This is a genomic window from Parageobacillus sp. NEAU-HV-2 (genome assembly GCF_059115485.1).
Genome location: NZ_JBXUJJ010000004.1, coordinates 108991 through 135252 on the forward strand (window position 1 = coordinate 108991; position 26262 = coordinate 135252).

The window sequence follows — 26262 nt, forward strand, 5'->3', positions numbered from 1 at the left end:
ATTGACGGTCACTTTTCCCTTTTTGAAAATTCCTCAACAAAAGAGATGATAGATGGGCGCAATATATCTTCTTCCCATCGAATGTGAACGGTCCTTTCAATACGGCCGTAATTTTGAAACGTCAATTGACAGCGAGCAACGTCATTTTTCACCGTGCATTCGCTCTTCATGGGAAAATATTCAATCGCTTTTTCCCCCGAATGTCAGGCGTGTCAGGCGTAATATGCCGCCTTGATCCATTGGCTGACAGCAGGGGCGACAACAATAAGCATCGCCAAAAACGTGATTACCAGCCACCGTTGCAAGCGCGGATGAAACTCACGAAGCAGCCTCACCGCGCCAATCCATCCGCCGATCATGAAAAACATGCCCCGTAATGCCGTATAATGGATTCCGCTGTTTTGGCGGCCATTCGACCGTGCAGGAATCCCTGATTTTGTGCAACAATTCATCGCCAATGCAAAAACCGTTGCGATCTTGCCATGCAAACAAAATCGCCGCGCCCATCAATGCACACATCCATATCCAAAAAGCCGCTTTTTCATCCTATCTCTTCTCTATCATTCTTACTTTCTTTCATTATAACTTTCATGGGGAAATTTTCTTCTAAAAAAGGGAGAGCAACATGCTCTTCTTACACTAAAAATGATGAAGTGACTGAAGAAGAAGTGCTAGACATCTCTTCTGATTCTTCCATCCACCGTTTTCCTTTGATAAACCGGGTAATCATCATAGAAGTGACATTGTCGCCTGTAGCATTCACCATGGTCGCAGGCGGATCTACAATCACACCGATCATGGATAAAATCGGAAGCGCTTCGATTGGGAATCCGTAGAGAGTGACAATCATCATTTCCCCGATAAATCCACCGCCGGGCACACCGCTCATTACCGTACCAGAAAGAATTGCAATCCCGATGGCAGTTAAAAACGTTCCGATTACAGAAAAGTCTTGCTCAAAAATCCCAAACAGAAAAGCAATTTTCAAAATAGCAGATAAACATGAACCATCCATATGTATCGTTGCACCGATAGGAATCACGGTTTCGCGTATTTCTTTAGGAACGCCGACTTTTTTCGCCGCCTCTAAGTTTACCGGAATGGTAGCGACGCTGCTTCCAGTGGCAAGCGCCGTGGCCGCAGGCGATAAAATATGCTTCCAAAAACGTTGTGCCACTGCTTTCCCGCCAACGATAAGCGTGATTCGGCGGAACGAATCACGTCTCTAACTGGGTCACGCCGATTCGTATGTACCGTTTCCAAGAGCGAAAGCCAATCATAGAGGATGAGAGGACGGTAACGAAACGGAAGGATGCCATCTTGAAACTCTTTTATCCGCATGAGGTCATCATCCGTCACGGCAACATCGCCGACAATCACCTTATCGACGCCGCAGTCCCTCATCAGTTCCATATACGCGCAAAGCGGATCAATGCGCCTCCAGCGTCGGAAGCCCTTCATAGAGCGGACCGCGCTTTTCTTTATTTCCAGCGATCAACGCGGCAATCTTCCGCAATCCTTTTTGCCTCAACATGTTGTTTTTTTCAACTCCTGTGTCTTTCGCCAGCGCCGTTTCTGGGCGCGGATAAAAATTGTGCCACGCTTCGATATGATTCCAGTTGACGTCACAGGCAGCAATCTCATCTCCTTCTTCCTCCGTCATCGTGCTTGCATTGAAAACAACCTTCATCTGATGAGAAAATGTTGCTGCTTCTTCAATAGAAAATCCATCATCAAGCTACAGTCCACTAATTCCCCAGTCAAAAAGCAGATGATTTGAACCAGTCAAATATCCCATCGATTTGTATATAAAAATTCCACTTTTATCCTGATCAACCTGTCCATACCCTTTTAAAACAAACTCGTATGATATATATAGGTATAATACTTTGAGTACTTAAAGGTGGGAAATTAATGTATTTAGAGAAATTTGTAGATGCCTTACCTATTCCGCCTGTCTTAAAACCAAAAGGGAAACTTGATGGCATCCCATACTATGAGGTAACGATGAAGCAAGTCAAACAAAAATTACATCGCGATTTACCACCGACTACCGTTTGGGGTTACAACGGCATGTATCCTGGCCCGACATTTGAAGTACGGCGGAATCAACCTATTTTTGTCAAGTGGAAAAACAAATTGCCCTTTGAACACTTGCTGCCAGTGGATCGAACCGTTCATGGGGCAGAACCAGACCAACCATCTGTTAGGACGGTTGTGCATTTGCATGAAGGTCGTGTTCGGCCGGAAAATGACGGACATCCAGAGGCATGGTTTACGCGAAATTTCGAAAATGTCGGGCCCAAATTCGTACATGAAGTCTACTATTATCCAAACTGTCAACGCCCAGCAACGCTATGGTATCATGACCACGCCATTGGAATCACTCGTTTGAACGTGTATGCAGGCCTTGCGGGCTTCTATATCCTCAGAGATGAAGAAGAAGAAAAATTGAACCTGCCTAGTGGAAAATTTGAAATTCCGCTCGTCATCCAAGATCGTTCGTTCTATCCTAATGGTGAACTCTTCTATCCAACCCAGCCAGGCCATGAGCCACCTCCAGCGCCACAGCCACCTCCACCAATAGATCCAACATTGCCAAATCCATCAGTCGTTCCAGAGTTTTTCGGCAACACAATCCTAGTCAATGGAAAAGTATGGCCCTATCTTGAAGTCGAACCGCGAAAATACCGGTTCCGTATCCTTAATGGGTCAAATTCCCGCTTTTACCGTATACGGTTGAGCTCTGGTCAAGTTTTTTTCCAAATAGGCACGGATGGCGGACTCTTAGAACATCCCGTGGCTGTTTCTGAAATTATACTTGCTCCGGCAGAACGTGTCGATGTCATTGTCGATTTTTCAAACCATAAAGGACAACGCATCATCTTAACCAATGACGCACCCGCCCCATTTCCTAACGGTGATCCACCTTCTTCAAACCTCAAGCAGATCATGGAATTTCGCGTCAAGAAAAAGCTCTCCAAACCTGACAGAAGTGAAATCCCAGCAACGTTAAGTTGCTTGGAGCGGCTTGATCCTGACGATGCTGTAATCGTCCGGAAAAACCTCTTAGTGGAAAGTACCGATGAATTCGGACGTCCGAAGCTTTTACTAAATAACATGGAGTGGAATGAGTTGCCGATTACGGAAACCCCGTATAATGGCACCATAGAGATTTGGGAACTGTACAATATGACGCCTGACACCCATCCGATTCACTTGCACCTTGTTACTTTCCAAATTTTAGACCGCGCCACGTTTACTGGCGATCCAAATGGCCCTGACCTCAAAGTCGGGCCACGACGACCACCAGAGCCATACGAGATGGGTTGGAAAGATACCGTTCGTGCCAATCCTGGTGAAGTTACCCGCATCATTGCACGTTTTGGGCCATTTACAGGAATCTACCCATGGCACTGCCACATCCTTGAACATGAAGACTATGAAATGATGAGACAATTCGAAGTTCTCGATAATCAAAACTTTAACCCATGTGAACCGATCCCTGGAACGTGTCCTGACGACTCATTCGCTAATTGTTTTGACTGCGATAAACACCATCGACACGACGATTGAACAAAACACTAGCTTTGTATCATGACTATTTGAAATGCCATTCCTAGGCTGCAAGCTGGCACCTATATGGTGTCAGCTTATTTAATATGACAACCAACCGATTTTGATGGTGTTGGTACAAACCATATATTTGAGGAAGAATATAATGTTTCTTGATAAGCCATTGGGAGAAAAAAGAAAGTAAAAAGTCCGCTCATCCCAGTTACTATTGCAATAGCTAAAAAACTCTTTTTTCTCAAAATTTAAAAACCACCTATATTCGGTGGTCATACGTTTTATATGACTTGTACAAGGCGAAACCGTTGTCCTCCTCCGACGTACGCAAGGAGAGGAAGATCGTCTTCGATAATTCGGCCAATCACATTGACTTTATCATCTGCCGGAAGATCAGTTAATGTGATTTGCAGTTCGCCGGCATATCGTCCATATTTTATATTATCGATGGTCACACTGCCTTTTTGTCTTTCGATCGTACATGTTGGCGCTAATAAATGCTTTGGCCACAAGAAAGATAAGCGGGATTCAAGTGATCGAATGACATCCCTTGCCGCGTCACGCCGATTCGTGTGAACCGTTTCGACCATGGAAAGCAATTCACGTTGTTTTACGAGCGGCAGGTAACGAAGCGGAATGACACCATCTTGAAATTCTTTTATTCGCATAAGGGCATCATCCGTTACGGAAATATCACCAATGAATACTTTATCTACGTTACAATCTCGCACTAATTCCGCGTACGCGCAAAGCGGATCCATATGCCGATGTGCTTCTAACGTAGGTAGCCCTTGATGGAGCGGACCTCGTTTTTCTTTATTTCCCGGGATGAACGCGGCAATCGTTTGAATTCCTTTCCGGCGTAGAGTTTGGTTTTTTCGAATGACCGTTTCTTTCGATAATCCCGTTTCCGGGCGCGGATAAAAATTATGCCACGCTTCAATATGATCCCAGTTGGCGCTGCACGCGGCCAGTTCGTCACATTCTCTATCTGTTAGTGTGCTCGCATTGAGTACCACTTTGATTTGATGAGAATAATGCGCCGCCTCCTTCATCGAAAAGCCATCATCAAGCCTTAGCCCACTGATGCCCCAACCGCGCAGCGCGGAAAGCTGCTCTGTGCTTATTCCTAATTTCGTGAGCGAAGCCGGGGTGACGTCGGCGACAACCCCGACTCCGTAGCGTTTCGCAAGTTCCCCGATCAGAGGAAGCTTTTTATGGTACTTATCCAAATCGTCTTCAGGAATGTGAAGAGACGTAAATAATTCCGTGCATCCGGACGCGCTTGCCTGTTGAAACTTTTTTTCGATTTGCTCCAACGGCTCTGAAAAATAGAACGAAAAGGAAAACATAATTGCCTCCCGAATTTAAATGTTTTCCGCCATTTCTTCTTTAAATCCGAACAAATACGTAAAAATGAAGCCAAACGTATAGGAAATCACCAATCCAATAAAATATGTGATATATTTTCCTTCGGCAATGAGCGGAATAAGCGATAAACCGGACACACCGATGCCAAGCGCCGCTGTTTTCATGACCGCTTGAAACGCCCCGCCAACTGCCGCACCGAGGCAGGCGGTTAAAAATGGCCGGCCTAACGGCAAGGTGACCCCGTATAACAACGGCTCGCCAATTCCTAAAAATCCGACCGGCAACGCCCCTTTAATAATGTTGCGAAGCCGCTTGTTTTTCGTTTTTACAAAAATCGCAATCGCCGCGCCGACTTGGCCTGCTCCCGCCATCGCCAAAATCGGCAAAATCGGGGTCGTGCCGATTTTATTAATAAATTCCATATGAATCGGCGTCAGCCCGTGATGCAATCCAACCATTACGAGCGGTAAAAACGTACCTGCCAACACCGCGCCGGCAATCGCACCACCGATATCCAACACTGCTTTAATGCCGCTAGTAATACCTAAAGACAACCAGCCTGCAATCGGCTGTACCGCAATCAACGTAAATAAGCAAACAATAAGTACAGTAATCAGCGGAGTGACAATAATATCGACTGCATTTGGAACAAATTTGCGCACATATTTTTCAATAACCGCCATCAGCCATGCCGCCAACAGGACAGCAAACAACCCGCCTCGTCCTGGAGTAAGCGCTTCACCAAAAAGTTTGACATCGGCAAGCGCCGGGTTGAATACTAAAATACCGGCAATCGCGCCTAACACCGGGGTGCCGCCAAACTCTTTCGCCGTATTGTAGCCGACTAAAATGCCGAGTGAAGCGAAAATTCCCCCGCCAATCAGCAATAACAGCTGCAGCCACGTTTCTGTCGGATCGACTCCGGCGTTTTTCGCAAAGTTGGCAATCCCGTTAATGATTCCTGACGCAACAAGACCTGGAATCAATGGAATGAAAATACTGCCAATTTTCCGCAGCAGCCGCTTCAACGGCGTTTGGTTGCGCGCTTTGATTTCGGCTTTTGTCCGCTCCGCCACATCTTCTTCAATGACTTCACCAAGCTCCAACCCCGTCAGCTCGCATAACGCCGCGGCCACCTTGTTGACCACTCCCGGACCGACGACGATTTGCAGCGTCTCATCCTCAATAACGCCCATCACTCCCTCGATCTGTTTCAACGCGGCAATATCCGCTTTTTGCGGATCGCGCAATGATACGCGCACCCTTGTCATACAATGGGCTATGCGCGTGATATTTTCCTTTCCTCCAAGCCGCTCTAATATTGCCATGGCCATCTGTTGTTCCCGTTTCATTTTTTCCTCTCCCCTTTGTTTGTTATTGAAGTGCTTTGCGCACAAAACCGTTTGCTTTTTGCAGGCGCTCTTTTGCTTCCTCATAGCTGCATTGCAGCAAAATCATCACAATCGCCGCCTTTACCTCTCCGTGCGCCGCCTCATAATATCGCGCTGCTGCGTTCGCATCCACGCCTGTCGCTTCCATAATAATCCGCTTCGCTCGCTCTTTCAGCTTCCCATTCGTTGCCTGGACATCGACCATCAAGTTTTTATACACTTTTCCAATTCCGATCATCGAAGCGGTCGAAATCATGTTAAGCACCATTTTTTGCGCTGTTCCCGCTTTTAGGCGAGTCGAGCCGGTCAACACTTCCGGTCCTGTTTCCACTTCAATGCTGACGTCGGCGTATTTGCTGATTTCCGCTCCTTTATTGCAGGCGATGCTTCCCGTTGTCGCGCCGATTTGTTTCGCGTAGCGAAGTGCGCTGATCACATAAGGCGTGCGACCGCTCGCGGCAATGCCGACAACAACGTCGTTGTCCGCCAACGAAACCTTTTGTAAATCGCGGACCGCCAACTCCTCATCATCTTCCGCCCCTTCGACGGCGTTTGTGAGCGCTTTCAATCCACCAGCGATAATTCCTTGCACCATGTCTGGATCGGTCCCAAACGTCGGCGGACATTCTACTGCATCCAAAATGCCAAGGCGGCCGCTCGTCCCCGCACCGATATAAATCAGCCTGCCTCCTCGTTGAAACGATGCGATGACTTTTTGCACCAGTTTCTCAATTTGGTCTAATTGTTTGGAGACCGCCAAAGCGACAGTCTGATCTTCTTCGTTCATCACTTGCAAAATTTCCTTCGTTGTCATTTCATCCAAGTTTTTCGTTTTCGCATTGCACTGTTCAGTTGTAAGATGTTCTAGCAATCTCGTCACCTTCTTGTTTGGTTATGAAATTTTATTTCTTAATTTTATTATATAATTATGAAATAAAATATCAATATATGACTGAGGAAAAAATAAAAAGCGAGCTTGCATCCTCGCCTTTTCTATCTTCTTAAACGCACGACTTCTTCTCGTGTTTCATGGAATTTTTCGATTACGCGGCTGCCCACTTGATGAAAAGTGATTAAATAAAGCGCATCAATCACGTTCAGCTGCGCCATTCTCGATGCCATGCTGCCGATGCGGTGGTCTTGTTCGACATCGGGGAGGCATAATTTAATATCGGCTTCTTTATACAACGGAGAGGAAGGATCGAGTTTGGTGATGGCGATCACCGTCGCACGTTGTTTTTTCGCAAACCGGGAGATTTCGAGCACATCTTTTGTTCTTCCTGAGGTGGAAACAGCGACAAACACGTCCCCTTCTTTTAAATTGGCGACAAGCGGAAGCATCGTGTGAAAATCCGGAGACATCGCCGATACATAACCGAGCTTCGTAAATTTATAGGAGGCATCCATGGCCGAAGCGGCGGAACCGCCGACCCCGTAAAACAAAATTTTTCCCGCGTTGACAATTGCTTCCGCCGCTTTTTCCAATTCGCGTTTATCAATGGTCGTCGTCGTAGCTTCGATAGCCGCTTTATTGACATACGTGACTTTATTGAACAAATCATACGGCGCATCTTGCTTTTCGATAATGGAAAAATCGTTAATATTCATATCGGCAATCGTCAGTTCGCGGACGAGCGCCAGCTTTAGCGCCGTAAAGCTGCCGATGCCGATCGTTTTGCAAAAGCGCACGACGCTCGCCTCGCTTGCCCCGGCGTTTCGTGACAATTCTTTTGTCGTCATATTCGGCACAAGCTCCGCATGTTCCATAATATACGTAGCAATCTTTTTTTCTGCTGGTGAAAATCGTTCCATTTGATTTTCGATTTTCGCTAAAATGCCCAGCTGCTTCATGATCTTCCCCTTTCTAGCGATGCCCGCTATTCTTCTGTATTTTCATCATACCATACGGTTTTACGACAAATATAGACCAAGTCAAGTTCTTGACAGCTGTATTTACCTGCAAATTTGAATAGGATGGGAAAATTTACTGATATAACTGTAATTTGTTTTGGCTTATATTTGAGTAAAAAGCCTTTTTACTAGAGTAGGTTGAGTATGAATGAACATAGTTGAAATATTATGATGAGTCTTACGGAAAGTTTTAAGGATAAAAAATTTTAGTCGATTGAAGATAAAAATCAATTGGAATTAAGAAAGGATTATTAGAAATGAGTTGGGAAAAGGTTGTTTTACCCTTAATTGGCTTTGCTTTTTTACTTACGTCAATTATGGTTCTCCACAAAGGTTGGACATATAGTGAATCAGACCGTAAATATGTGGACAATGCAAATCCGAATAATGGATCTATCCTTGATGAACTGTTACAAATTTCTTCAATATTACCAATTCCAATTGCTAGAATAATTTATTTAGGTGTCGGAGCTATATATCTCTTTACCTCCCTCCTTCTTAATTACTTTGTTTATACAGGATTTTTTTCTTTCACTAATTGGCTGGCTATTATTATTGTTGCCATAATTACTTTAATTTCTACTCCATTAGGAATAAAATTGCGCAAAAAAGCAGAACCGTCTGATGAAGCGATTGATGATCATATTCAACAGATTCTTAGTTGCCAACCTATTAGAAGGTTATATGAAAATGAAGATTATACCTTTCTGTTTCATCATAATTATGCCATTCGTTCCTGGTTATTTGATGTAAACCTAAAAAAGCTTCAAGAAAACACTCTTTATTTACAAAAAATAGAAAAGGAGCTTCTTGAAAAACTTGTTAGTGAACGAATGTGTACCCCGTCAGAAGAAAGAGGAATAGACGAAAATGAAAAGTGGATTTAACATATTTACCGAGAAGTCTCCCACCTCTTAACGGAGTGTAGGTGGGAGAGGTTCATTATGAAGAGTCTGACTGGAGAAAAGGTTTTACTTCTGAATGAAAAAAGACCGATTTAATTTCGGCCTTTTTCTTTGGTATAAAAAGAAATTGAACAAAGACACTCATGCCAATTTTTTGACACAACGATGCATTAAAATAAGCTGTACTGCCCATACTACTAGATTCATATCTTTGTTATACCGCTTATTTTCAAGGTAGCCTTACAAAAAACCGTATCATTTTTTATTATTGTGCGGTATATCCTCCATCAATGACAACCGCCTGTCCCGTAATTCCTTTCGCCTGTTCGCTTGCCAAAAACATCGCATAGTTTGCTACTTCCTCGACCGACAGCAAGCGTCTTTGTGGCACGAGCGGATAAATGACTTCCTCGAGTACTTTTTCAAGCGGCACATTTCTCGTGGCGGCTAAATCGGTTAGCTGGTTGCGGACAAGAGCGGTATCGACATATCCTGGACATAGCGCATTCACTGTAATGCCGTACGGGGCCCCCTCGAGTGCTGCTACTTTCGTCAAACCGATCACTCCATGCTTGGCACTGTTATACGCCGCTTTCCCAGCAAAACCGACCAGCCCGTTAATCGACGCCATATTAATAATGCGCCCGTATTTTTGCTTCTTCATGGCTGGGAACGCGTGCTTGATGGCGATAAACGGCCCAATCAGCATGACGCGAATGAGCAGTTCAAATTTCTCTGTCGGAAAATCCTCCAGATTGGCAACGTATTGCAAACCGGCATTGTTCACTAAAATATCGATGCGGCCAAACCGCTCGATCGTTTCATGAAGCGCTGTTTTCACTTCTTCTTCAGCGGTGACGTCACACTTCAAGCCGACCGCTTCGTATCCCGCATTTCGAAGCGATTCCGCCGCTTCCTCCACTTCTGTCTTATTTAGGTCGGTAAGAACCACTTTTGCCCCATTTTCAGCAAACTTTTTCGCAATTTCATAACCGATCCCTCTTGCCGCGCCGGTGACAAATGCTACTTGATGTTTGACCATGTTTCTCCTCCCCCTGCATTTCTCATCTCATTTTTTCGTAAACTTCATCATATTTCTTCGCCAGTTCAAAATCGAGCTTCGTCAGCCCTTTCGCCCGCCACGATGAAATTTTCACCGTGATAAGCTTATAGTCAATGGAGATGAACGGGTGATGATTGGTTTCTTCGGAAATGGTTGCGATTTGCCGCACAAATTCAATTCCTTGCAAATAGTCTTGAAAGCGGTACTTTTTCGCAATCCACTGCTCTTCCATCAGTTTCCAGCCTTCCATCTCTTGTAAAAGGGATTGCACTTCTTCATCGGTTAATCGCATTACTATTTGCCTCCCCCGATTTTGTAGTTCAGGACGGATAACAACAATTGCACACCGGTATAAATCTTAGTTCAACGACACAAACTGAAAGTTACAGTTACTTCATGACTTTACTTAACATATTCCAATGATGCGCTTAATAAATGGCATGAATGTGAATGCACATGCGTTAGTTAGCGTAACTTTCCCTTAACTAATTTGACAGCAGTCGAAAAAATCCTACTTTTTGTCAAAAGGTTGTGAAGATTGAATATCGAAAAAAGACCGCGGCTTCATATACTCTTTTTTCATTGTCTACTTGACAGGGTTATGTGCAAAATGCGCCCTCCTTTTAGCGTGCAACACTCTTTTGCCTTTTCAAAAAAGCATGGTAAACTATTTGCCCGTTCATCAAATACACCCCCGCTAAAATAGTGATACCGCCTATAATGGAAAGCAGATGAAACGTCTCTTTTTGAATCCATATATCAAGCACTAGTGAAATAAACGGAGACACATAAAGCCATGTCGAAGGAAAAGAAGGATTGGTCTTTTGAATGAGCCAGTAGTATAAACCGTGTCCTAAGATCGAACCAATGACAATCAAGTATAACAGCGAAAGCCACCCTGTCGGATTAACATGGGATATATTTGGTTTTTCCACAATAAAAGAAACAAGCAACAGCAACAGCCCACCAAATAACATTTGATACCCGTTTAACATCAACGGTGATATACCTTGTTTTAATACGACTTTTGAGTAAATCGTGCCAAACGCATAAAAGCTTTCCCCGATAATCATCACCAAACAGGCAATAAACCACAATATGTCAAACTGTACAGAAATCGATGGCCACGTCAGAAAAACGATTCCGAGAAAGCCTAATCCAAGCCCCGCAAACTGAACCTTAGTTATTTTCACTTTTTCCACTCTTGAATGCATCAGCGCTACAAAAAGCGGCCCCGTAGCCGATAACAAAGCGGCAAAACTAGACGGAATATACTGTTCCGCCCAATACAGCGTCCCAAATGTTATACCTGTCATACACGCCCCCGTGATAAGAAATTGAATGAGTTGTTTCTTCGTCGGAACTTGAAATTGCTTTGTTGCAAAGCCATACATTACTACAAGCAGCCCCGCGATAAAAAAGCGAAAACCTGCCGAAAAATAAGGAATCCACCCTGCTTCCAGCCCGATTTTAATCGCTAAAAACGTTGTTCCGAAGATGAGGCACATCGTTATATAAGCTACTAAAACCATAAATATTCATCACCTTTCTCATGTCATTTTTATCTATAGAATGATACAATGCATGTATAACAGTAAAACTCTTTCTATAACAGTGAAAGGGATGTTGGTGATGAATATTCCCATTAAACGACATTCTCATCTCCCGATTCATGATCAAATATGTCAATATTTTATGGATCGCATTTCTTCGAACATGATAAAAAATGGAGAAAAATTGCCGTCTGTCCGTCAACTTTCCAAAGAATTGGGCGTATCATTGGTGACTGTTCAAAAAGCGTACCAACAATTACAGCAAAAAGGATATGTGGAGAGCTTTCAAGGGAAGGGAGTTTTCGTAAAATCACTTAAACAACCACAAAACATCTATAATACAAATACGAATTGGCAAATGCTTATTCCCGACTATGTCCCTCGAGCTCAATCATTATCGATCTCGCAGCCGCTGCGAAATATTCGTTATAACTTGGCGACCGCCTGTATCGATGAAAGTATTTTTCCAATCAACTGGATGAAAAAAGTTACGATGCAAGTCATGGAACAACATCCGTACGTATTAGGCCAATATAGCAGCGCGAATGGGGATAGCGAATTTCGCAAAGCGGTCAGCAATTATCTTGTCTCCAAGAACCTGCATATTCCACCCGAACATATTTTGGCTGTCAGCGGTGCGCAACAAGGAATTGAACTCGTTGCCAAAACATTTATCGGCCCAAATGACATCGTTTTGATGGAAGCGCCTACCTATCCAGGGAGTATTGATATTTTTAAGGCAAGAGGGGCCCAGATCATTCCGATCCCTGTGGAACAGGACGGAATTGATACGAAAATGCTGCTTCAAATTTGTGACCAATATCATCCAAAATTGCTGTACATCAATCCGACTTTTCAAAACCCGACCGGCACTACTTTAAGCATGAAAAAGCGGAAGGAACTGATCGATATTGCAGAGAGCTATCATTTTCTTATTCTAGAAGACGATCCTTGGAGCGAGCTGTATTTTCATGAACCACCTCCTCCGCCGATAAAAAGCTTTGATCAATCCGGACATGTAATTTACTTAAAAGGCTTCAGCAAATTTTTATCACCTGCTTGCAGAATTGGCGCGCTTGTTGCCGAAGGCCGCTTGCTCGAAAAACTTATTGCGGTCAAAAGCATATCCGATTTAGGGTCGCCGCTGTTAATGCAAAAAATCATTGCAGCATTATTGCAATCACCAGAATTACACATCTTCTTGCAACAGTTGCGCAATGATTTAAGAAAACGGGCAAACCAATGTGTTCAATTCTTACATCAACACTCATCTTTGCTTACATTCCGCCCATCCAATGGAGGAAATACCATTTGGGTGAAGCTTCCGAAAAATGTCCATGCGGATATTCTCTTAGAACACGCTCATATGAAGCAGCTTTCTTTTCTGCCAGGAAACGCCTGTTTTCCGACACATGTGCCGAATCAATATATCCGCTTAAGTTTTGCTGCACTGCCTGCGGATGAACTCAAACAAGCGATTGCATGGCTATGTGATACTATTCATGCGTTAGCTCAAAAATATGATGAAATAGAAAGATATCCGAGCTTTTAAACTCACAAACATTTAGAGTCTGCCTCCATTGTCATCACTGGAAACAGACTCTTTCTTCCATAACATCGCTATATCCCCAAAATGCTTTAGAAAGATAATTGACTTAACTCGTTTGCACCCTCGCGTCTTGCTCTGCGAATCATAATTCCTATTCCCCTTCTGCCTATCTTTCATGAAACAGTAAAAGAGCTATCCACGATGATAGCTCTCATAACAAATGAATTAATCCCCAAGACTTAGTGACGGACTTTAAATGTATGTGAATCCAATGCATCGAATGTATCAATAAGGTTATCCATTCTCCACATCACTATGTAACAGAACAAGCTTTCCACTCTCAGCTAACTATCCACCTTGGAGAATGTCTCCTAGATCAGCACCACCTGTTAACCATAAAAGAGAAAAGACACTTTATGACTGAAATACCATTATATCGATATATATATAGATTTATCGATATATTTAGGCGAGTTAAGCTGATTTCTTAAAATATTTGCAGGAAAGTTGGTCGAATTTCTCACAGCGCTATATAAACAACACTTGAACGTAAAATAGCTCTTGCACAAGAAATCTCATCAAATTGAAAATGTCATCCTACATGAAGAAAGATTTCCCATGCAAGAGCACTTTCATTATACACGAGATTTCTCTGCTTTAGCAGATAAAGAGTTATTGAAACAAGCTCTATAGAGCCCATTGGTGAACTCCCTTTTGTGCAATCAGCTGAAATTCTATTCACATGAGTTTCAATGATGGATCGTCGAAAAAACATATGAGTTGTTTTTTCGGCATTCCATTCTTTCAACCTGTATAGATGGCTTTCAAACAGCTTTGAAAGGAGCCTTCTTCGCTTATACGCGTGCCGCTCTTGGCGCGCACCATGAGTATTTTCATCATTCAGCTTCTTGTGCCGTATGTTCCCTATCTATTTGAGTGGTATTCTTCATTTCACTTTCTTTTGCAACTTGCCTTATCGATTTTAATTTGGTGGACAGTTCCATAAACCAGCTTTCATCCTTAGTTAATAAAGCCAAATCAATTAATGCCTTAATCGATTCCTCATTATCAAAGGTCGACATCGGTAGTTTTTTTACCCAGTGTTTTAGTGTTTCAACGGTTTTTCCAATGATTTGCTCATTATCACAATTCATCACCTTTATTTTGACAGTTTCTTGTAATGGATTTACCGTTTCAATATAACCGTATATCAATTCTCCATTTTTTGTTTTCCCTTTTACCCAGTCCCCTACTTCCACTGGCGAATTACTTATTCTATCCATTGAATTCACCACCACTTAAAGTGTTCTTTTAAAAAAGACACGTAACTGGGAACACGCCTTCTGTAGCAAAAATTATACATTTTCTTCATAGAAAATCAAACAATTGAATTTATACTCTTCTCATGAGGAGTGAGAAGAAAAATTTAACTTATTTTATTATTACGATCAATTAGAATGGCCGTTTTCGTATAAAAAGCGAAACAAGATAGCATTTTGGTTGCTATACAGAAAAAAGGAGAGCTGGTTTCCTTCAGCGTTCAAGTTCTCCTTTTCTTTATTGGATTTAAAATCCTAAAACAAAATTTGAACAAAAATGTCCAAATTAGCGATTTTGTTTTAGAATAACTCCCTAATTGAATCAATCGTCAATGGATTGGCAGCGTCAAGAATTTTGTGAGATAGGGCTTGTCTGAAGCGGATTTTAATCATCTGCCATTCGAATTGTTTTTTTAAACACTGTTTAGCATGTTACGTACCTTGTAAACGGCACAGCGATGCACATGGGCCTTCGGATTACGGTCTTTTTATCATCGTGGATTTCAAAACCGCATAAATGAAGGATAATACGACTCTGATATGTTCCCGCAAGATGACACTTTATATCGATTGTACAGATTCCCCTTCGATCAATGTTACATAAATTCGCTCATGCTCTACAGGTTTATTAGCAATCAATTTCAATAATTGTTCAGAAGCTAGGGCCCCCCACTTCCGCTTCGAATAATCGATTGTCGCTAATCGCGGTTGGGTATAACGAGCCAATTCAATGTTGTCAAATCCAATAATGTGGACATGTTCGCCAACCCGATAATCTGTCTTGGCCAAATAATTGTACATTCCAATCGCCATTTCGTCGTTTAAGCAAAAAACCGCAACTGGTTGGCTATACTGCTGGATGATTTGTTGCGCCGCACGTTCTCCAGCCTGTTTATCAAAATCTCCTTCAATTTCTGTATAGTCAATATGCGGATGCCGCTCTATTACTTGTCTTACGGCTTTCAAACGCTGGTTGGAATCATAAGAACCTTTTGGACCCGTAACAACATATATTTTGCGATGGCCTTTCTCAATTAAATAATCGATGGCCAATGTAGCGCCTGCTTTATTATCAAGCAACACTTGACTAATATTTGGATGATCTAATTCGCGGTCTAGAACGACTAATTTATGTCCACGATCAGCGTAGCTAAGCAATTCTTCACTTGAAAACGTCTGATCTAAAATGATGGCGCCATCAATCATTCGTTCCGGCAGAAAACGATGTGACTGCTTACCGCTGCAGACAATGAGCTCATATCCATTATTCCCCAGCGTTTCAAGCATTCCTTGTAATAGTTGTCCATAAAATGCACCACTATAATTGGTTAAAAAGGCGCCAATAATTTTTGTCTCTCTCTTTTTTAGTGTTCGTGCCGCTGCATTTGGAACATAATTCAATTCTTTGGCAATCGCTAAGATTTTCGCGCTTGTTTCTTCCGTTACCTTTGGACTGCCATTTAATGCGTAAGACACCGTCGATATGGAAACACCTGCTTTTTTTGCGATGTCTCTAATACTGACCATGAAACTCTCTCCTATCTAATTAAATGCTCTCTCCTTTTTTATCATTATATATTATACATTGTTTACTTCCCCATCTTTATATACGAGTTTTCCATATTATTGCTTCATATGGTCTAAGACGGCCATTTAAAAAGGACTTCTGATAATTGCTTAGCACCATCTCTCCGGTTGGCAGTTGATTCAATAGTTTGCATTCCACCATTTTATCCGTAAAATTGCAGATAATATACCATCGTTCCTTTCCTAATTGTCGTGTATAGGCATAAATTTGCGGCTCTGTTTCCAGCAACTGATAATCGCCATACGCGACGATATCTGTCTTTTTACGTAATTGGATTAATTGTTGATAATAGCGATAAATCGAGCGTTCTGCCCGAAGATCTTTTTCTACGTTAATGTTTACATAATTTGGATTAACCGATATCCATGGCGTGCCTGTTGTAAATCCCGCATGAACTGTTTGGCTCCACTGCATTGGTGTACGTGCATTATCGCGGCCTTTTGCGTAAATGGATGCCATAATCTCTTCATGAGAGTAGCCTTTTTGTTTACGTTCCTTATACATTTGAAATGTTTCGATATCCCGGTAATACGAAAGATCAGGAAAACGAACGTTTGTCATCCCTATTTCTTCACCTTGGTAAATATAAGGAGTTCCTTTCATCATATGCAGCAGTGTTACCAGCATTGTCGCACTCTCATAGCGATATGTTGTATCGTTCCCCCAACGTGAAACAATGCGCGGCTGGTCATGGTTGTTCCAAAACAAGCTGTTCCAACCGCGTTCTGCTAAACCATACTGCCATTTCGAGAAAACTTGTTTCAAATCGTCCAACACCAATGGCTTCATATCCCATTTCTGCTTTCCCGCCTCTTCATCAAGTGCAAGATGTTCAAACGAAAAGATCATATTAAGTTCACGTCGTTCCGGTGCCGTATATAAAACAGCTTGTTCCAAATCGGCGCTTCCAGCTTCTCCAACTGTCACTACATTTGCACCATCTAACACTTCTCGATACATTTCTTGTAAATACTCATGAAGAAGAGGACCGTTTGCAATGACGTTGTTGTCAACCTCTTTAGCGATTAAATCGATGACATCAAAGCGAAACCCTCTGACTCCCTTAGAAATCCAAAAGCGCATTACATCATAAATCGCTTGTCTAACTGGAGGATAATGCCAATTTAAATCTGATTGTTTTTTACTGAATAAGTGTAAATAATATTGGCCAGTTTGTTCATGGTATTCCCAGGCACTGCCGCCAAAAATAGATTTGAGTTCGCTCGGCTCACCATTGTCCGTTCCATCACGCCATACATAAAACTGTCTAAATGGATTGTTTCGATCTTTACTTGCAGCGACAAACCATGGATGCTCATCTGAAGTGTGATTAGCGACGATATCCATCATAATGCCGATACCGCGCTGCGCTGCCTCATCAATCAGCTGTTCCATATCAGCCATTGTCCCATATTCTGGATGAATGTCATAGTAATTGCTGACGTCATATCCATTATCCTCATTTGGCGAAGCATAGACCGGGCAAAGCCAAATAAGATCAACACCTAATTCTTGTAAATAGTCAAGCCGTGAAATAATTCCTTGCAAGTCACCAATTCCATCACCGTTCGAATCTTGAAAGCTCCGAGGATAAATTTGATAAACGACACTTTTATGCCACCATTCCCGTTTCATATTTTTCCTCCATTTTTTCGAAAAATGTGGCGGTCCATGAAGGCCGCCAAAAGATCATTGCATAAAAATCTCAACGACATTGGAATCATTTTTCAAAAGACGTTTGAGTTCTTGTTGGCTAATTCGAACACCGCTTTTACGATAACGGTTCGCCAAAGTTTGGGCCGCAACAACACGGCCATTGATGACAACACGGTGTACATCTTGTCCATGGAGGTGATAAACAAATGTAACAGGACGTCCCATAAACTGAAAGTTAAACTGTAGGCCATCAAATTTTTGCGGCAATACCGGATCGATTACTAAATCACCTGCCGCCTGACGAATCCCTAAACAATTAGAAATTAACTGATTCATGTATATTCCGGGGCCGCTTGAATAAACACGCCAGCCGCCTTTTACCGGTATCGTTCCTTCACGCAATTGATGAAACCGTTCTTGCGCTTCATATCGTGTGTTAAATTTGCCGTCTGAACTGCTAAAGTACGTATTGCTTTGTCGGCGTTCTGCGTTCGGTACAACTTGTTGAATTTGTATTGGATTAATGATTGACAGGCCATTCCATACTTCCTCAGCTTTCCCGAGTTTGGCCATCGCCTCAACGAAACGAATATGAGCATGGACATATTGGAGGCCGATTTCCCGGCCAAAATTCGCTGCTTGTTCGGCGCGTTTAAAGTGGGTGCTGACGCCGCCAGCATACCTGGCAGGCCGGTCCATCAATCGAACACCGTCTGGAAAATACAGCTTTTCTTTGATAATTTGATAATGCGCTTCTGCCTGTTCTGGTGCCAGCAGCTCACTGATTATTCCTCGGGTCATTGGAATCAGGCGGTAGTGAACACCTGTTTTTGTATCGGTTGGGTGAAGCATCATCTCTGCTTTTTCTGGTTTTTCCATATAGATGAAGCCTGGAATTACTTCTGACGATAATATATAGCGGTGAAAGTCTGCTTCAATCCCTGCAGCCAATGCTTGCAGTTTTGCTGCTTCTTGTTCATCCACATCTGCCAAAACGTGCGACAATTGGCGGAAGACTTGATAAGTCAAAGCAACTGTCCAGCTGCTGATCATGTACTGTTTCAACTGTGCATTAGCCGGCTGAAGCGTATCATCCCAGTCACCATCCCCATACGATGACAGGTGCGTCCCGTGCAAGAAATGTTGTTTAATGTAGGCAACCGCTTTTTTGGCATGTTCCCATATAGTAGCCGTTTCTTCAGTAAATTCGAAACTGCCTCGCTTGGTATAAGGAACCCGTTCTTGCAGAATACTGTAATCTTTCGTTGCAGCCAAATAATCCCCCAACACTTTCAGCGGCCAAATGATAATGTCCCCGTGGCTTTCTTCCTGTTGAATCGTAAAATACTTATCAAACATAAACCATTGCGGCCAGTTTCCATCATCTTCATATTGATGAGAATATACTGTTTTTATAATATCGCGCACTGCATCATAGTGGTGAGTTGCCATCCAATACTCTGTCGGCCCCTGGCATACGTCCCGGGTGCCCCAAGCAGCGCCACTGTATTGTTCGAGTCCATGCGGAACTAAATAATGAATGAGCATATTATGTGTATACCACCAGGCGAGAGCATTTACTTTTCTTAGTTCGTCCGTTACCACTCCGTTTTGCGATAAAGAAAACCCGTTCATCACCGTTTGATAAAAAGCCCGATAACGTTCGATTTCTGTCTCCGCCTCTCGTTCGACAAAAGGTATCTCTTCGCCGTGGACAAGGCCTTGAATCGTTATGGTCCATTCATTCGTTGCACTTAAATCAAGGACAACGAGGGAAGCAGACCGCGGCAAGGCGTTCGACGCAAACTTCCGCTCATCTGCCAACATGACATCTGCCCCTGTTACCCGCAACCGATAGCACAGATTAGGATATGCTTTAGCACTATCTGATGCATCATCTGCATAAAACGAAATGGTTTGCCCATTTCTTTCCATCAAGAACGGCACTTCGTATTCATTGTTATTCATCGATACTTGGTTCGTAACAAGGTAGCGATAGGCTTTGCCGCTGGCAGAGCGGACATGCAAATGCACTTCTGGCGCATCGACTGCAGTATAATTGGTAACAATCAACAAATCGTCTGCCGTTTTATAAAACCAACGCGCATAGTTAAATCCCATTTCAAACATCGATGGCATGGTTAATAAATGATATACGCCATCCATTTCTACATAAATGCGTTGACCGGACGTTTTCATTACGTTCAGCGCGTTACGGGTATTTGTCAGCATTTTATTGAATGATGTGTTGCCAACAGCAAGCTGTGAGTTAAACACCCCATACATGTAAGATGTCGAGGTGATAATATTTTCTGACTTTTTCATGTTTTGCCCGGATATCATAATATGGCCATGCGGCCGTTCCACAAGCAGCTCTTTTTCTTTTAGAACAACATGCTCGTGTGTGTCCGTAAAGAATGAAAGTAGTGTATTTCCATCCCATTCTTCTTGATGGCGATTAGGAAAGAAATGGTCAATTTCTTCCTTCGTCATTGATTTCGTTTTCAGAGGTGCTCCGAAAACAGAAGAAATTTTCACCTTATCCAAAACTTGAACAGCCGCTTTCCTTTGTGCATTCACATGTTTCCAAGCATTTAATATATCTTTTTCATACTCTAAAGAAGTAATAGCTATCGGATGATTTTCTTTAAAAAGACCGTAAAAGACAAATCGTGCTGTTCCCGTTAATTTCACTCGCTCAGACTGCAACGCAATGTAAGCGAATTCATATTGATATACTTCATTAGCAAGGAATTGTTTTGTTAACGCTTCAGGCTCGTTTGTTTCCTTATAAGACAACCCAAAAAATTGGAACCCATCCGTTGAGTAACCTATTGCTTTTGTTAAAGCCCCTTGTTGCACATAAGGGAAAGCCCCACGTTGAGGCAGGTTTTGACGGGAGCAAACAACAAATCCTTTATGCACATCTTCAAATACTTTATGATCAATATATTGTGATACAAATGCTTCATTTGTCCGAACTGCACCTTTATCAGCAAGGCCTAAATCTTGGCCATAAATAATATCTATTTCTGCATCATGACCATCGACTATGACATCCCAAAACCAAATTCCTTGCTCAGTGAGACTAAAGGTAACGTGATAACGAATTTGCTCCACAGCCCCTTCCCAAAAAACTTGGGAATTGGAAAAGCTTACGCTACTTTCAGAGCGAACACCGAGCAATGGAAAGATTTTTATGCCAGTGGAATTGTGTATCCGTAAATAAAGGTTGTTCAATGATCCATCGATCGGATTAGCTACCACTTGATTAATCATCGTCGTTTTATGTGCTGCTTCGCAAAGATCACCGCTATTCAAAAAGGTAAAGCGCAAATCTCCTGCTTCGATTTTAAATGTTGAATCCGTTATCATTGCCATCTTTATTCCCCACTCTTTCTTTATTTCACTAACTTGAACATAAGAGCTGTCACATCCCGACTGTTTGGACCGACATATGCAACAAATGTCCCAGCATCACTTGTAAACCGCAAGTCTGAATGATAGTAGCGAAGTTGCTCTTCTGTTAATGTAAATGTTACTCTTTTTGTTTCGCCCGGCTGTAATAAGATCTTTTGAAACCCTTTTAGCTCTTTTACTGGGCGAACGACATCCCCTGTGACATCCCGCACATAAAGCTGTACCACTTCTTCGCCAGCAACTTTCCCTGTATTTGTCACATTTACGGAAATATAAATAGGTTGTTCCGGAGTCATATAATCTGAAGACAACGCCGCTTCGCTGTATGAAAACGTTGTATAGCTCAATCCAAATCCAAATGGAAATAACGGTTCATTTGGGATATCCAAATATTGTGATACGTACCGTTCTTGAGCATCCGGTGCATCTTTCGGGCGCCCTGTATTGAAACAGTTGTAATACACCGGTATTTGCCCGACCGAATATGGGAAAGACATCGTTAATTTCCCTGAAGGGTTTGCATCCCCAAACAATAAATCCGCAATAGCCGCTCCGCCTTCTGTTCCTGGATACCATGCTTCTAAAACAGCATCCACTTTGTCAACAACTCCATGCAAATCGAGAGGCCGGCCGTTAAACAATACGGCAACCATTGGTTTATTCAACTGTTTTAGTTTGGAAATTAACTCGAGCTGAACTTCTGGCAAACGAATATCTGCCCGACAACCCGCTTCTCCGCTCATATCCGAATGCTCACCTAACGCTAACACGATGACATCAGCTTCACGTGCAGCATGAAGCGCTTCATTCCACTGTTCCTCTGTCCCCGTTTCAATATCGCATCCTTTAGAAACAAAAAGGAGAGATGAATCGACTTTCATTTTTAATCCGTCATATAATGGAATTGCTTGGTCTTTGGAACCAAGGCATGACCACGGACCTAAAATATCGCCGCTTTGGGCAAATGGCCCAATCAATGCGATTTTTTTGCCTCGCTCAAGCGGAAGCACTCCTTCATTTTTCAACAAAACACATGACTTTGTCGCTAATTCGCGCGCTACACGACGATGTTCTTCACAAAGAACGACCTCTTGCTCACGTTTTTCATCGGCTCCGCGATATGGATTTTCAAACAGCCCCAATTTTTGTTTTAACCGTAAAATGCGGAACACGGCTTCATCAATTAATCTTTCATCGACTGCTCCTTCTTCGACGAGACGCTTTAAGTGATGAATGTAGCATGGCGACATCATTTCGATATCGACCCCTGCTTGAATGGCTTTATAAGCTGCTTCCCTTTCATCCGCAGCAACACCATGCGGGATCATTTCTTTGACAGCGCCCCAGTCCGAAATAAGAACACCGTCAAATCCCCATTCACCTCGAAGCAAATCCCGCATCAGCCATTTATTTCCCGTAGCCGGAATGCCGTCTACGGTGTTGAACGCTGTCATCACCATTTCGCATCCTTCATCTATTGCAGCTTTATAAGCAGGTAAATACGACTCACGCAACTGCCGTTCTGACATATTGACCGTATTGTAGTCGCGTCCGCCTTCTGGCGCTCCATATGCAGCAAAGTGCTTGACGCACGAAGCAACCCGGTCATGGTCATTCTGCAAATCCGTCCCTTGAAAACCACGAACAAACGCCCGTGCAAATTGACTATTTAAGTAAGGATCTTCCCCCGTTGATTCGACCACCCTTCCCCAACGCGGATCTCGTACCAAATCAACCATCGGCGCAAACGTCACATGCACTCCTGACACCGAAGCCTCTTTAGCCGCAATCTCAGCACTCTTTTCCGCTAATTCCAAATCCCACGAACAACCAATCGCTAATGGAACTGGAAAAATCGTTTTATAGCCGTGAATCACATCCGCCATAAATAATAATGGAATGCCAAGGCGATTTTTTTTCAAATGAGCACGTTGAATGTTAATGACTTCTTTCGCTCCCGCTGCCCCCAGCACCGATCCGCTATTGCGTACGGCTTCTTCATTCACTTTCATCGCTGCCATAGGGCCTGTAATCTGCCCTTCATTTGTCGCTCCTTCAAAAAAAGGAGCCGCTAACTGCACTAATTGAGCAATTTTCTCATCCAATGTCATCTTCTGAATAATAGAAGCTAATTTTTGTTCTTGTTCCGTCATTTTCCATCCCCCGTGTTCAGATGTTGTTAAACAGCATTTTTTACATATATTGAACCTCTAGCGAGATTGGTTATTGAAACGTTTCGACAAGCTTTACAACTGGATTATAAACGCTTTCATAAATACAGTCAATTTTTTATCGAAACGTTTCTATGCAAAACAGAGAAATATTTTCTTATTTTCTCATCATGGCAGATTCATATCTTTATTGAAGTTTTATAGTATTTATCACGAGCGACAAAATAATTAAGTAGCGAAAAAAAATCCTATTGAAAACGATTACAAATTATCTTATAATAACCCTGTCGAAACGTTTCAATAAAAGAATCTCTAGCGAAGGTTGTTTTATTTTTTATCAATCGGTGAAACGTTTCACCATTTATTTAAGAAACGTTTCGTATATGTGGGAGGTGAACGGTCGGTAAATGTTTTAAAATTATAAAAGAGCAATGTTCATCTTTTAGGATATGTTCAAAAAAAGGGGGGAATTGCTTCATTTGCTCCGCTAATATAAAAAAATAGGACAAGCTTGTATGCACTTGCATTCCAACTATCTACCGCGCAAAAAGAGAATCTGGGGGGAATAAGTAGATGAGAAAAAAATTCTTGACCACCGCTATACTAAGTACATTCCTTATTTCAGGAACACTTGCAGGATGTTCATCTGATTCAGGCTCATCATCGGATAAAAACGATAAAACAACCATTAACGTATGGGCCATGGGAGAAGAGGCAAAATCCCTTCCAAAAATCGTGACAGACTTTGAAAAAGAAAATCCAAACATTGATGTTAAAGTTCAAGCGATTCCTTGGGATCAAGCCCACGATAAACTATTAACCGCTGTGGCGTCAAAAAAAGGGCCTGACGTTATCCAAATGGGAACAACTTGGATTCCTGAATTTGCATCAGCTAAGGCATTATTGGATTTAAAACCATATATCAAAAAATATCCGGAGTTTGATGAAAATAACTTCTATCCAGGTTCTATAGAAACAACAAAGTACGAAGATAAAGTAGTAGGCGTTCCATGGTATATTGATACTCGAGTTCTTTATTATCGTACAGATTTATTAAAAGAAGTAGGTTACAATGAACCGCCAAAAACATGGGAAGAATTGCGCGATGCGGCGAAAAAGTTAGCTAAACCGGGCGATAATAAATACGGAATAAGCATTGATACGAACGAACAAAGTTTAGCTTTCATGTTCGCTCGTCAGAATGGCTCCAAACTACTCGATGAACAAAATAAACCATTATTCAATCAAAAAGAATTTGTAGAGGCAGTAGAATATTTAAACGGTTTCTTTAAAGATGGCTCGGCACCAAAAGATTTAGGAATGGACATCATTCAGGCCTTCCGTGGCGGCATCGTTCCAATGTTCATCAGCGGCCCTTGGATGGTTAAATTAATTAACGACCAAGCTCCGGACTTAAAAGGAAAATGGGCAACAGCTGTGCTTCCGAAAAAAGAAAACAACCTCTCTGCATTAGGCGGTTCTAACTTGTCAGTCTTCCAATACACAAAGAATAAAGATGCTTCACTGAAATTCGTCGCATTCATGAGTAAACCTGAAACACAACTCAAATGGATGAAAATGACAAACTCACTTCCTGCAGCAAAAGAAGCGTGGAAAGATAAAGCTTTACAAGAAGACCCATTATATAAAACTTTCGGCCAACAAATGGAAGCTTCGCAACCAATGCCAATGATCAAACAGTGGGAAGAGATTGCGCAAACGTATTTGAAAAGCTTCGAAAAAATTTATCGTGGCGGAGCGGATGTGCAAAAAGAAATGGATGAATTTAACAAAAAGGCTGAAGAAATTTTAAGTAAATAGCTTTAGTATATAGTTAACTAGCAGGAATCCCTGCTAGTTAACTCATTACTTTGGGCGTAACGGAGGAAGGGGCTCGTGAAAAGTTTCATTAATAATAAAATACCGTATTTCTTCATTGCACCAGCTATCATTTTATTGACATTGTTTTCGATACTACCAATCTTTATTGCACTCATCATCAGTTTTACCGACATTGATTTAGCGGGATTGGCTGATTGGTCGACGATTAATTTTGTCGGTTTACAGAACTATAAAGACATCTTTAGTGATCCGGTTTTTATAAAATCCATCTATAACACGCTTTTTTATGTTGTTTTTGGCGTTCCATTTGTCATTGTTTGTTCTTTAGGTATTGCCCTTCTCATAAACTTTGGGAAGTCGCCCATCTTTAAAGTATTCCGCGTCGTATTTTACATGCCCTCCATTACCAATGTTGTAGCGATTGCCGTGGTGTGGAGTTATTTGTACAACCCTCAATTTGGATTGTTTAACTACCTATTAAAACTGCTTCATTTACCAGCTGTTCCATGGCTGCAAGACCCAACGATGGCGAAAATTTCTTTAATTATATTAGCATTATGGCGAGCCATTGGCGTCAACATGATTATCTTTTTAGCTGCTCTGCAAGGAATTCCCAAAGAGTATTATGAAGCAGCACAACTGGATGGAGCTAACGGATGGAAACAGTTAACAAAAATAACTATTCCGTTGCTGCGATATGCCATTTTCTTCGTCTCCATTACCACCATGATTGGTTGGCTGCAATTCTTCGAAGAACCGTTTATTATGACAAAAGGCGGGCCGCTTGATAGCACCACTTCTGTAGCATTATTTATTTATCAAAACGGCTTTGAATTCAGCAAATTCGGCTATGCCGCTGCTGGTTCGTTTATCTTGTTTATGGCCATTATTATTGTGACAATCATTCAATTCAAACTGCAAAACAAAGAAGTGGATTATTGAGGGAGAAATTG

Annotated in this window: 20 protein-coding genes and 1 pseudogene; 5 read left to right on the top strand and 16 right to left on the bottom strand. The window is 42.3% G+C overall.

Annotated elements, in window-relative coordinates; all coding sequences use genetic code 11:
* Positions 1-212: 212 nt before the first annotated feature.
* The 4 genes and pseudogenes from AC1WMD_RS08890 to AC1WMD_RS08905 form a co-directional block, all read right to left on the bottom strand.
* The gene (locus tag AC1WMD_RS08890; protein ID WP_144319570.1) at positions 213-488 is read right to left on the bottom strand and encodes a hypothetical protein; all 276 of its coding nucleotides are present in this window, start codon (positions 486-488) and stop codon (positions 213-215) included.
* Positions 489-634: 146 nt separating this feature from the next.
* Positions 635-1195 (bottom strand): annotated as a pseudogene (locus tag AC1WMD_RS08895) (dicarboxylate/amino acid:cation symporter); the annotation flags it as partial.
* Positions 1093-1461, bottom strand: a complete 369-nt coding sequence (locus AC1WMD_RS08900; RefSeq protein WP_260676130.1) for a DUF871 domain-containing protein — start codon at positions 1459-1461, stop codon at positions 1093-1095. The pseudogene AC1WMD_RS08895 and the gene AC1WMD_RS08900, both read right to left, overlap by 103 nt.
* Positions 1430-1690, bottom strand: coding sequence for a MupG family TIM beta-alpha barrel fold protein (locus AC1WMD_RS08905; RefSeq protein WP_260676129.1), 261 nt, complete (start codon positions 1688-1690; stop codon positions 1430-1432). The genes AC1WMD_RS08900 and AC1WMD_RS08905 overlap by 32 nt, the downstream gene beginning before the upstream one ends.
* 224 nt (positions 1691-1914) lie before the next feature.
* Here AC1WMD_RS08905 and AC1WMD_RS08910 point away from each other — a divergent pair, with 224 nt between their 5' ends.
* Positions 1915-3576 (top strand): multicopper oxidase family protein, encoded by a 1662-nt coding sequence (locus tag AC1WMD_RS08910; protein ID WP_017437271.1) that lies wholly within the window; start codon positions 1915-1917, stop codon positions 3574-3576.
* A 275-nt stretch (positions 3577-3851) separates the two neighbouring features.
* On the opposite strand, the gene AC1WMD_RS08915 is transcribed toward AC1WMD_RS08910, so the two are convergent.
* The 4 genes from AC1WMD_RS08915 to AC1WMD_RS08930 all read right to left on the bottom strand — a co-directional run bounded on the left by AC1WMD_RS08915 (position 3852) and on the right by AC1WMD_RS08930 (position 8183).
* The gene (locus AC1WMD_RS08915; RefSeq protein WP_043904428.1) at positions 3852-4922 is read right to left on the bottom strand and encodes a DUF871 domain-containing protein; all 1071 of its coding nucleotides are present in this window, start codon (positions 4920-4922) and stop codon (positions 3852-3854) included.
* 15 nt (positions 4923-4937) lie between these two features.
* Positions 4938-6293 (bottom strand): PTS transporter subunit EIIC, encoded by a 1356-nt coding sequence (locus AC1WMD_RS08920; protein WP_494256811.1) that lies wholly within the window; start codon positions 6291-6293, stop codon positions 4938-4940.
* A 22-nt stretch (positions 6294-6315) separates the two neighbouring features.
* Complete coding sequence (murQ, locus tag AC1WMD_RS08925) at positions 6316-7203, bottom strand: N-acetylmuramic acid 6-phosphate etherase (RefSeq protein WP_494256813.1); 888 nt, start codon at positions 7201-7203, stop codon at positions 6316-6318.
* Between the two features lie 122 nt (positions 7204-7325).
* Positions 7326-8183, bottom strand: coding sequence for a MurR/RpiR family transcriptional regulator (locus AC1WMD_RS08930; RefSeq protein WP_494256814.1), 858 nt, complete (start codon positions 8181-8183; stop codon positions 7326-7328).
* A gap of 317 nt (positions 8184-8500) precedes the next feature.
* On the opposite strand from AC1WMD_RS08930, the gene AC1WMD_RS08935 reads away from it, so the two are divergent.
* A complete protein-coding gene (locus AC1WMD_RS08935) occupies positions 8501-9130 on the top strand; it encodes a hypothetical protein (protein ID WP_494256816.1) in 630 nt (209 codons plus the stop codon).
* 283 nt (positions 9131-9413) lie between these two features.
* On the opposite strand, the gene AC1WMD_RS08940 is transcribed toward AC1WMD_RS08935, so the two are convergent.
* From AC1WMD_RS08940 to AC1WMD_RS08950, 3 genes are all read right to left on the bottom strand, one after another.
* A complete protein-coding gene (locus tag AC1WMD_RS08940; RefSeq protein WP_043904423.1) occupies positions 9414-10190 on the bottom strand; it encodes a 3-hydroxybutyrate dehydrogenase in 777 nt (258 codons plus the stop codon).
* A gap of 22 nt (positions 10191-10212) precedes the next feature.
* Entirely contained in the window at positions 10213-10503 is a 291-nt protein-coding gene (locus AC1WMD_RS08945) for a 4a-hydroxytetrahydrobiopterin dehydratase (RefSeq protein WP_043904422.1), read from the bottom strand.
* 331 nt (positions 10504-10834) lie between these two features.
* On the bottom strand, positions 10835-11743 hold the full coding sequence (locus AC1WMD_RS08950; RefSeq protein WP_043904421.1) for a DMT family transporter: 909 nt from the start codon (positions 11741-11743) through the stop codon (positions 10835-10837).
* A gap of 100 nt (positions 11744-11843) precedes the next feature.
* On the opposite strand from AC1WMD_RS08950, the gene pdxR reads away from it, so the two are divergent.
* Positions 11844-13316 (top strand): MocR-like pyridoxine biosynthesis transcription factor PdxR, encoded by a 1473-nt coding sequence (pdxR, locus tag AC1WMD_RS08955; RefSeq protein ID WP_043904420.1) that lies wholly within the window; start codon positions 11844-11846, stop codon positions 13314-13316.
* A gap of 893 nt (positions 13317-14209) precedes the next feature.
* On the opposite strand, the gene AC1WMD_RS08960 is transcribed toward pdxR, so the two are convergent.
* From AC1WMD_RS08960 to AC1WMD_RS08980, 5 genes are all read right to left on the bottom strand, one after another.
* Entirely contained in the window at positions 14210-14596 is a 387-nt protein-coding gene (locus tag AC1WMD_RS08960; RefSeq protein ID WP_043904419.1) for an IDEAL domain-containing protein, read from the bottom strand.
* A 597-nt stretch (positions 14597-15193) separates the two neighbouring features.
* On the bottom strand, positions 15194-16159 hold the full coding sequence (locus AC1WMD_RS08965; RefSeq protein ID WP_043904418.1) for a LacI family DNA-binding transcriptional regulator: 966 nt from the start codon (positions 16157-16159) through the stop codon (positions 15194-15196).
* A gap of 76 nt (positions 16160-16235) precedes the next feature.
* Positions 16236-17855, bottom strand: coding sequence for a glycoside hydrolase family 13 protein (locus AC1WMD_RS08970; protein ID WP_494256818.1), 1620 nt, complete (start codon positions 17853-17855; stop codon positions 16236-16238).
* Between the two features lie 54 nt (positions 17856-17909).
* On the bottom strand, positions 17910-21257 hold the full coding sequence (locus AC1WMD_RS08975) for a GH36-type glycosyl hydrolase domain-containing protein (RefSeq protein WP_494256819.1): 3348 nt from the start codon (positions 21255-21257) through the stop codon (positions 17910-17912).
* 20 nt (positions 21258-21277) lie between these two features.
* Positions 21278-23449: a glycoside hydrolase family 3 N-terminal domain-containing protein gene (locus AC1WMD_RS08980; RefSeq protein WP_494256820.1), complete on the bottom strand. Its 2172-nt coding sequence runs from the start codon at positions 23447-23449 to the stop codon at positions 21278-21280.
* Positions 23450-24040: 591 nt separating this feature from the next.
* Here AC1WMD_RS08980 and AC1WMD_RS08985 point away from each other — a divergent pair.
* Entirely contained in the window at positions 24041-25288 is a 1248-nt protein-coding gene (locus tag AC1WMD_RS08985) for a sugar ABC transporter substrate-binding protein (protein ID WP_494256821.1), read from the top strand.
* A gap of 75 nt (positions 25289-25363) precedes the next feature.
* On the top strand, positions 25364-26251 hold the full coding sequence (locus AC1WMD_RS08990; protein WP_043904413.1) for a carbohydrate ABC transporter permease: 888 nt from the start codon (positions 25364-25366) through the stop codon (positions 26249-26251).
* Positions 26252-26262: the final 11 nt, after the last annotated feature.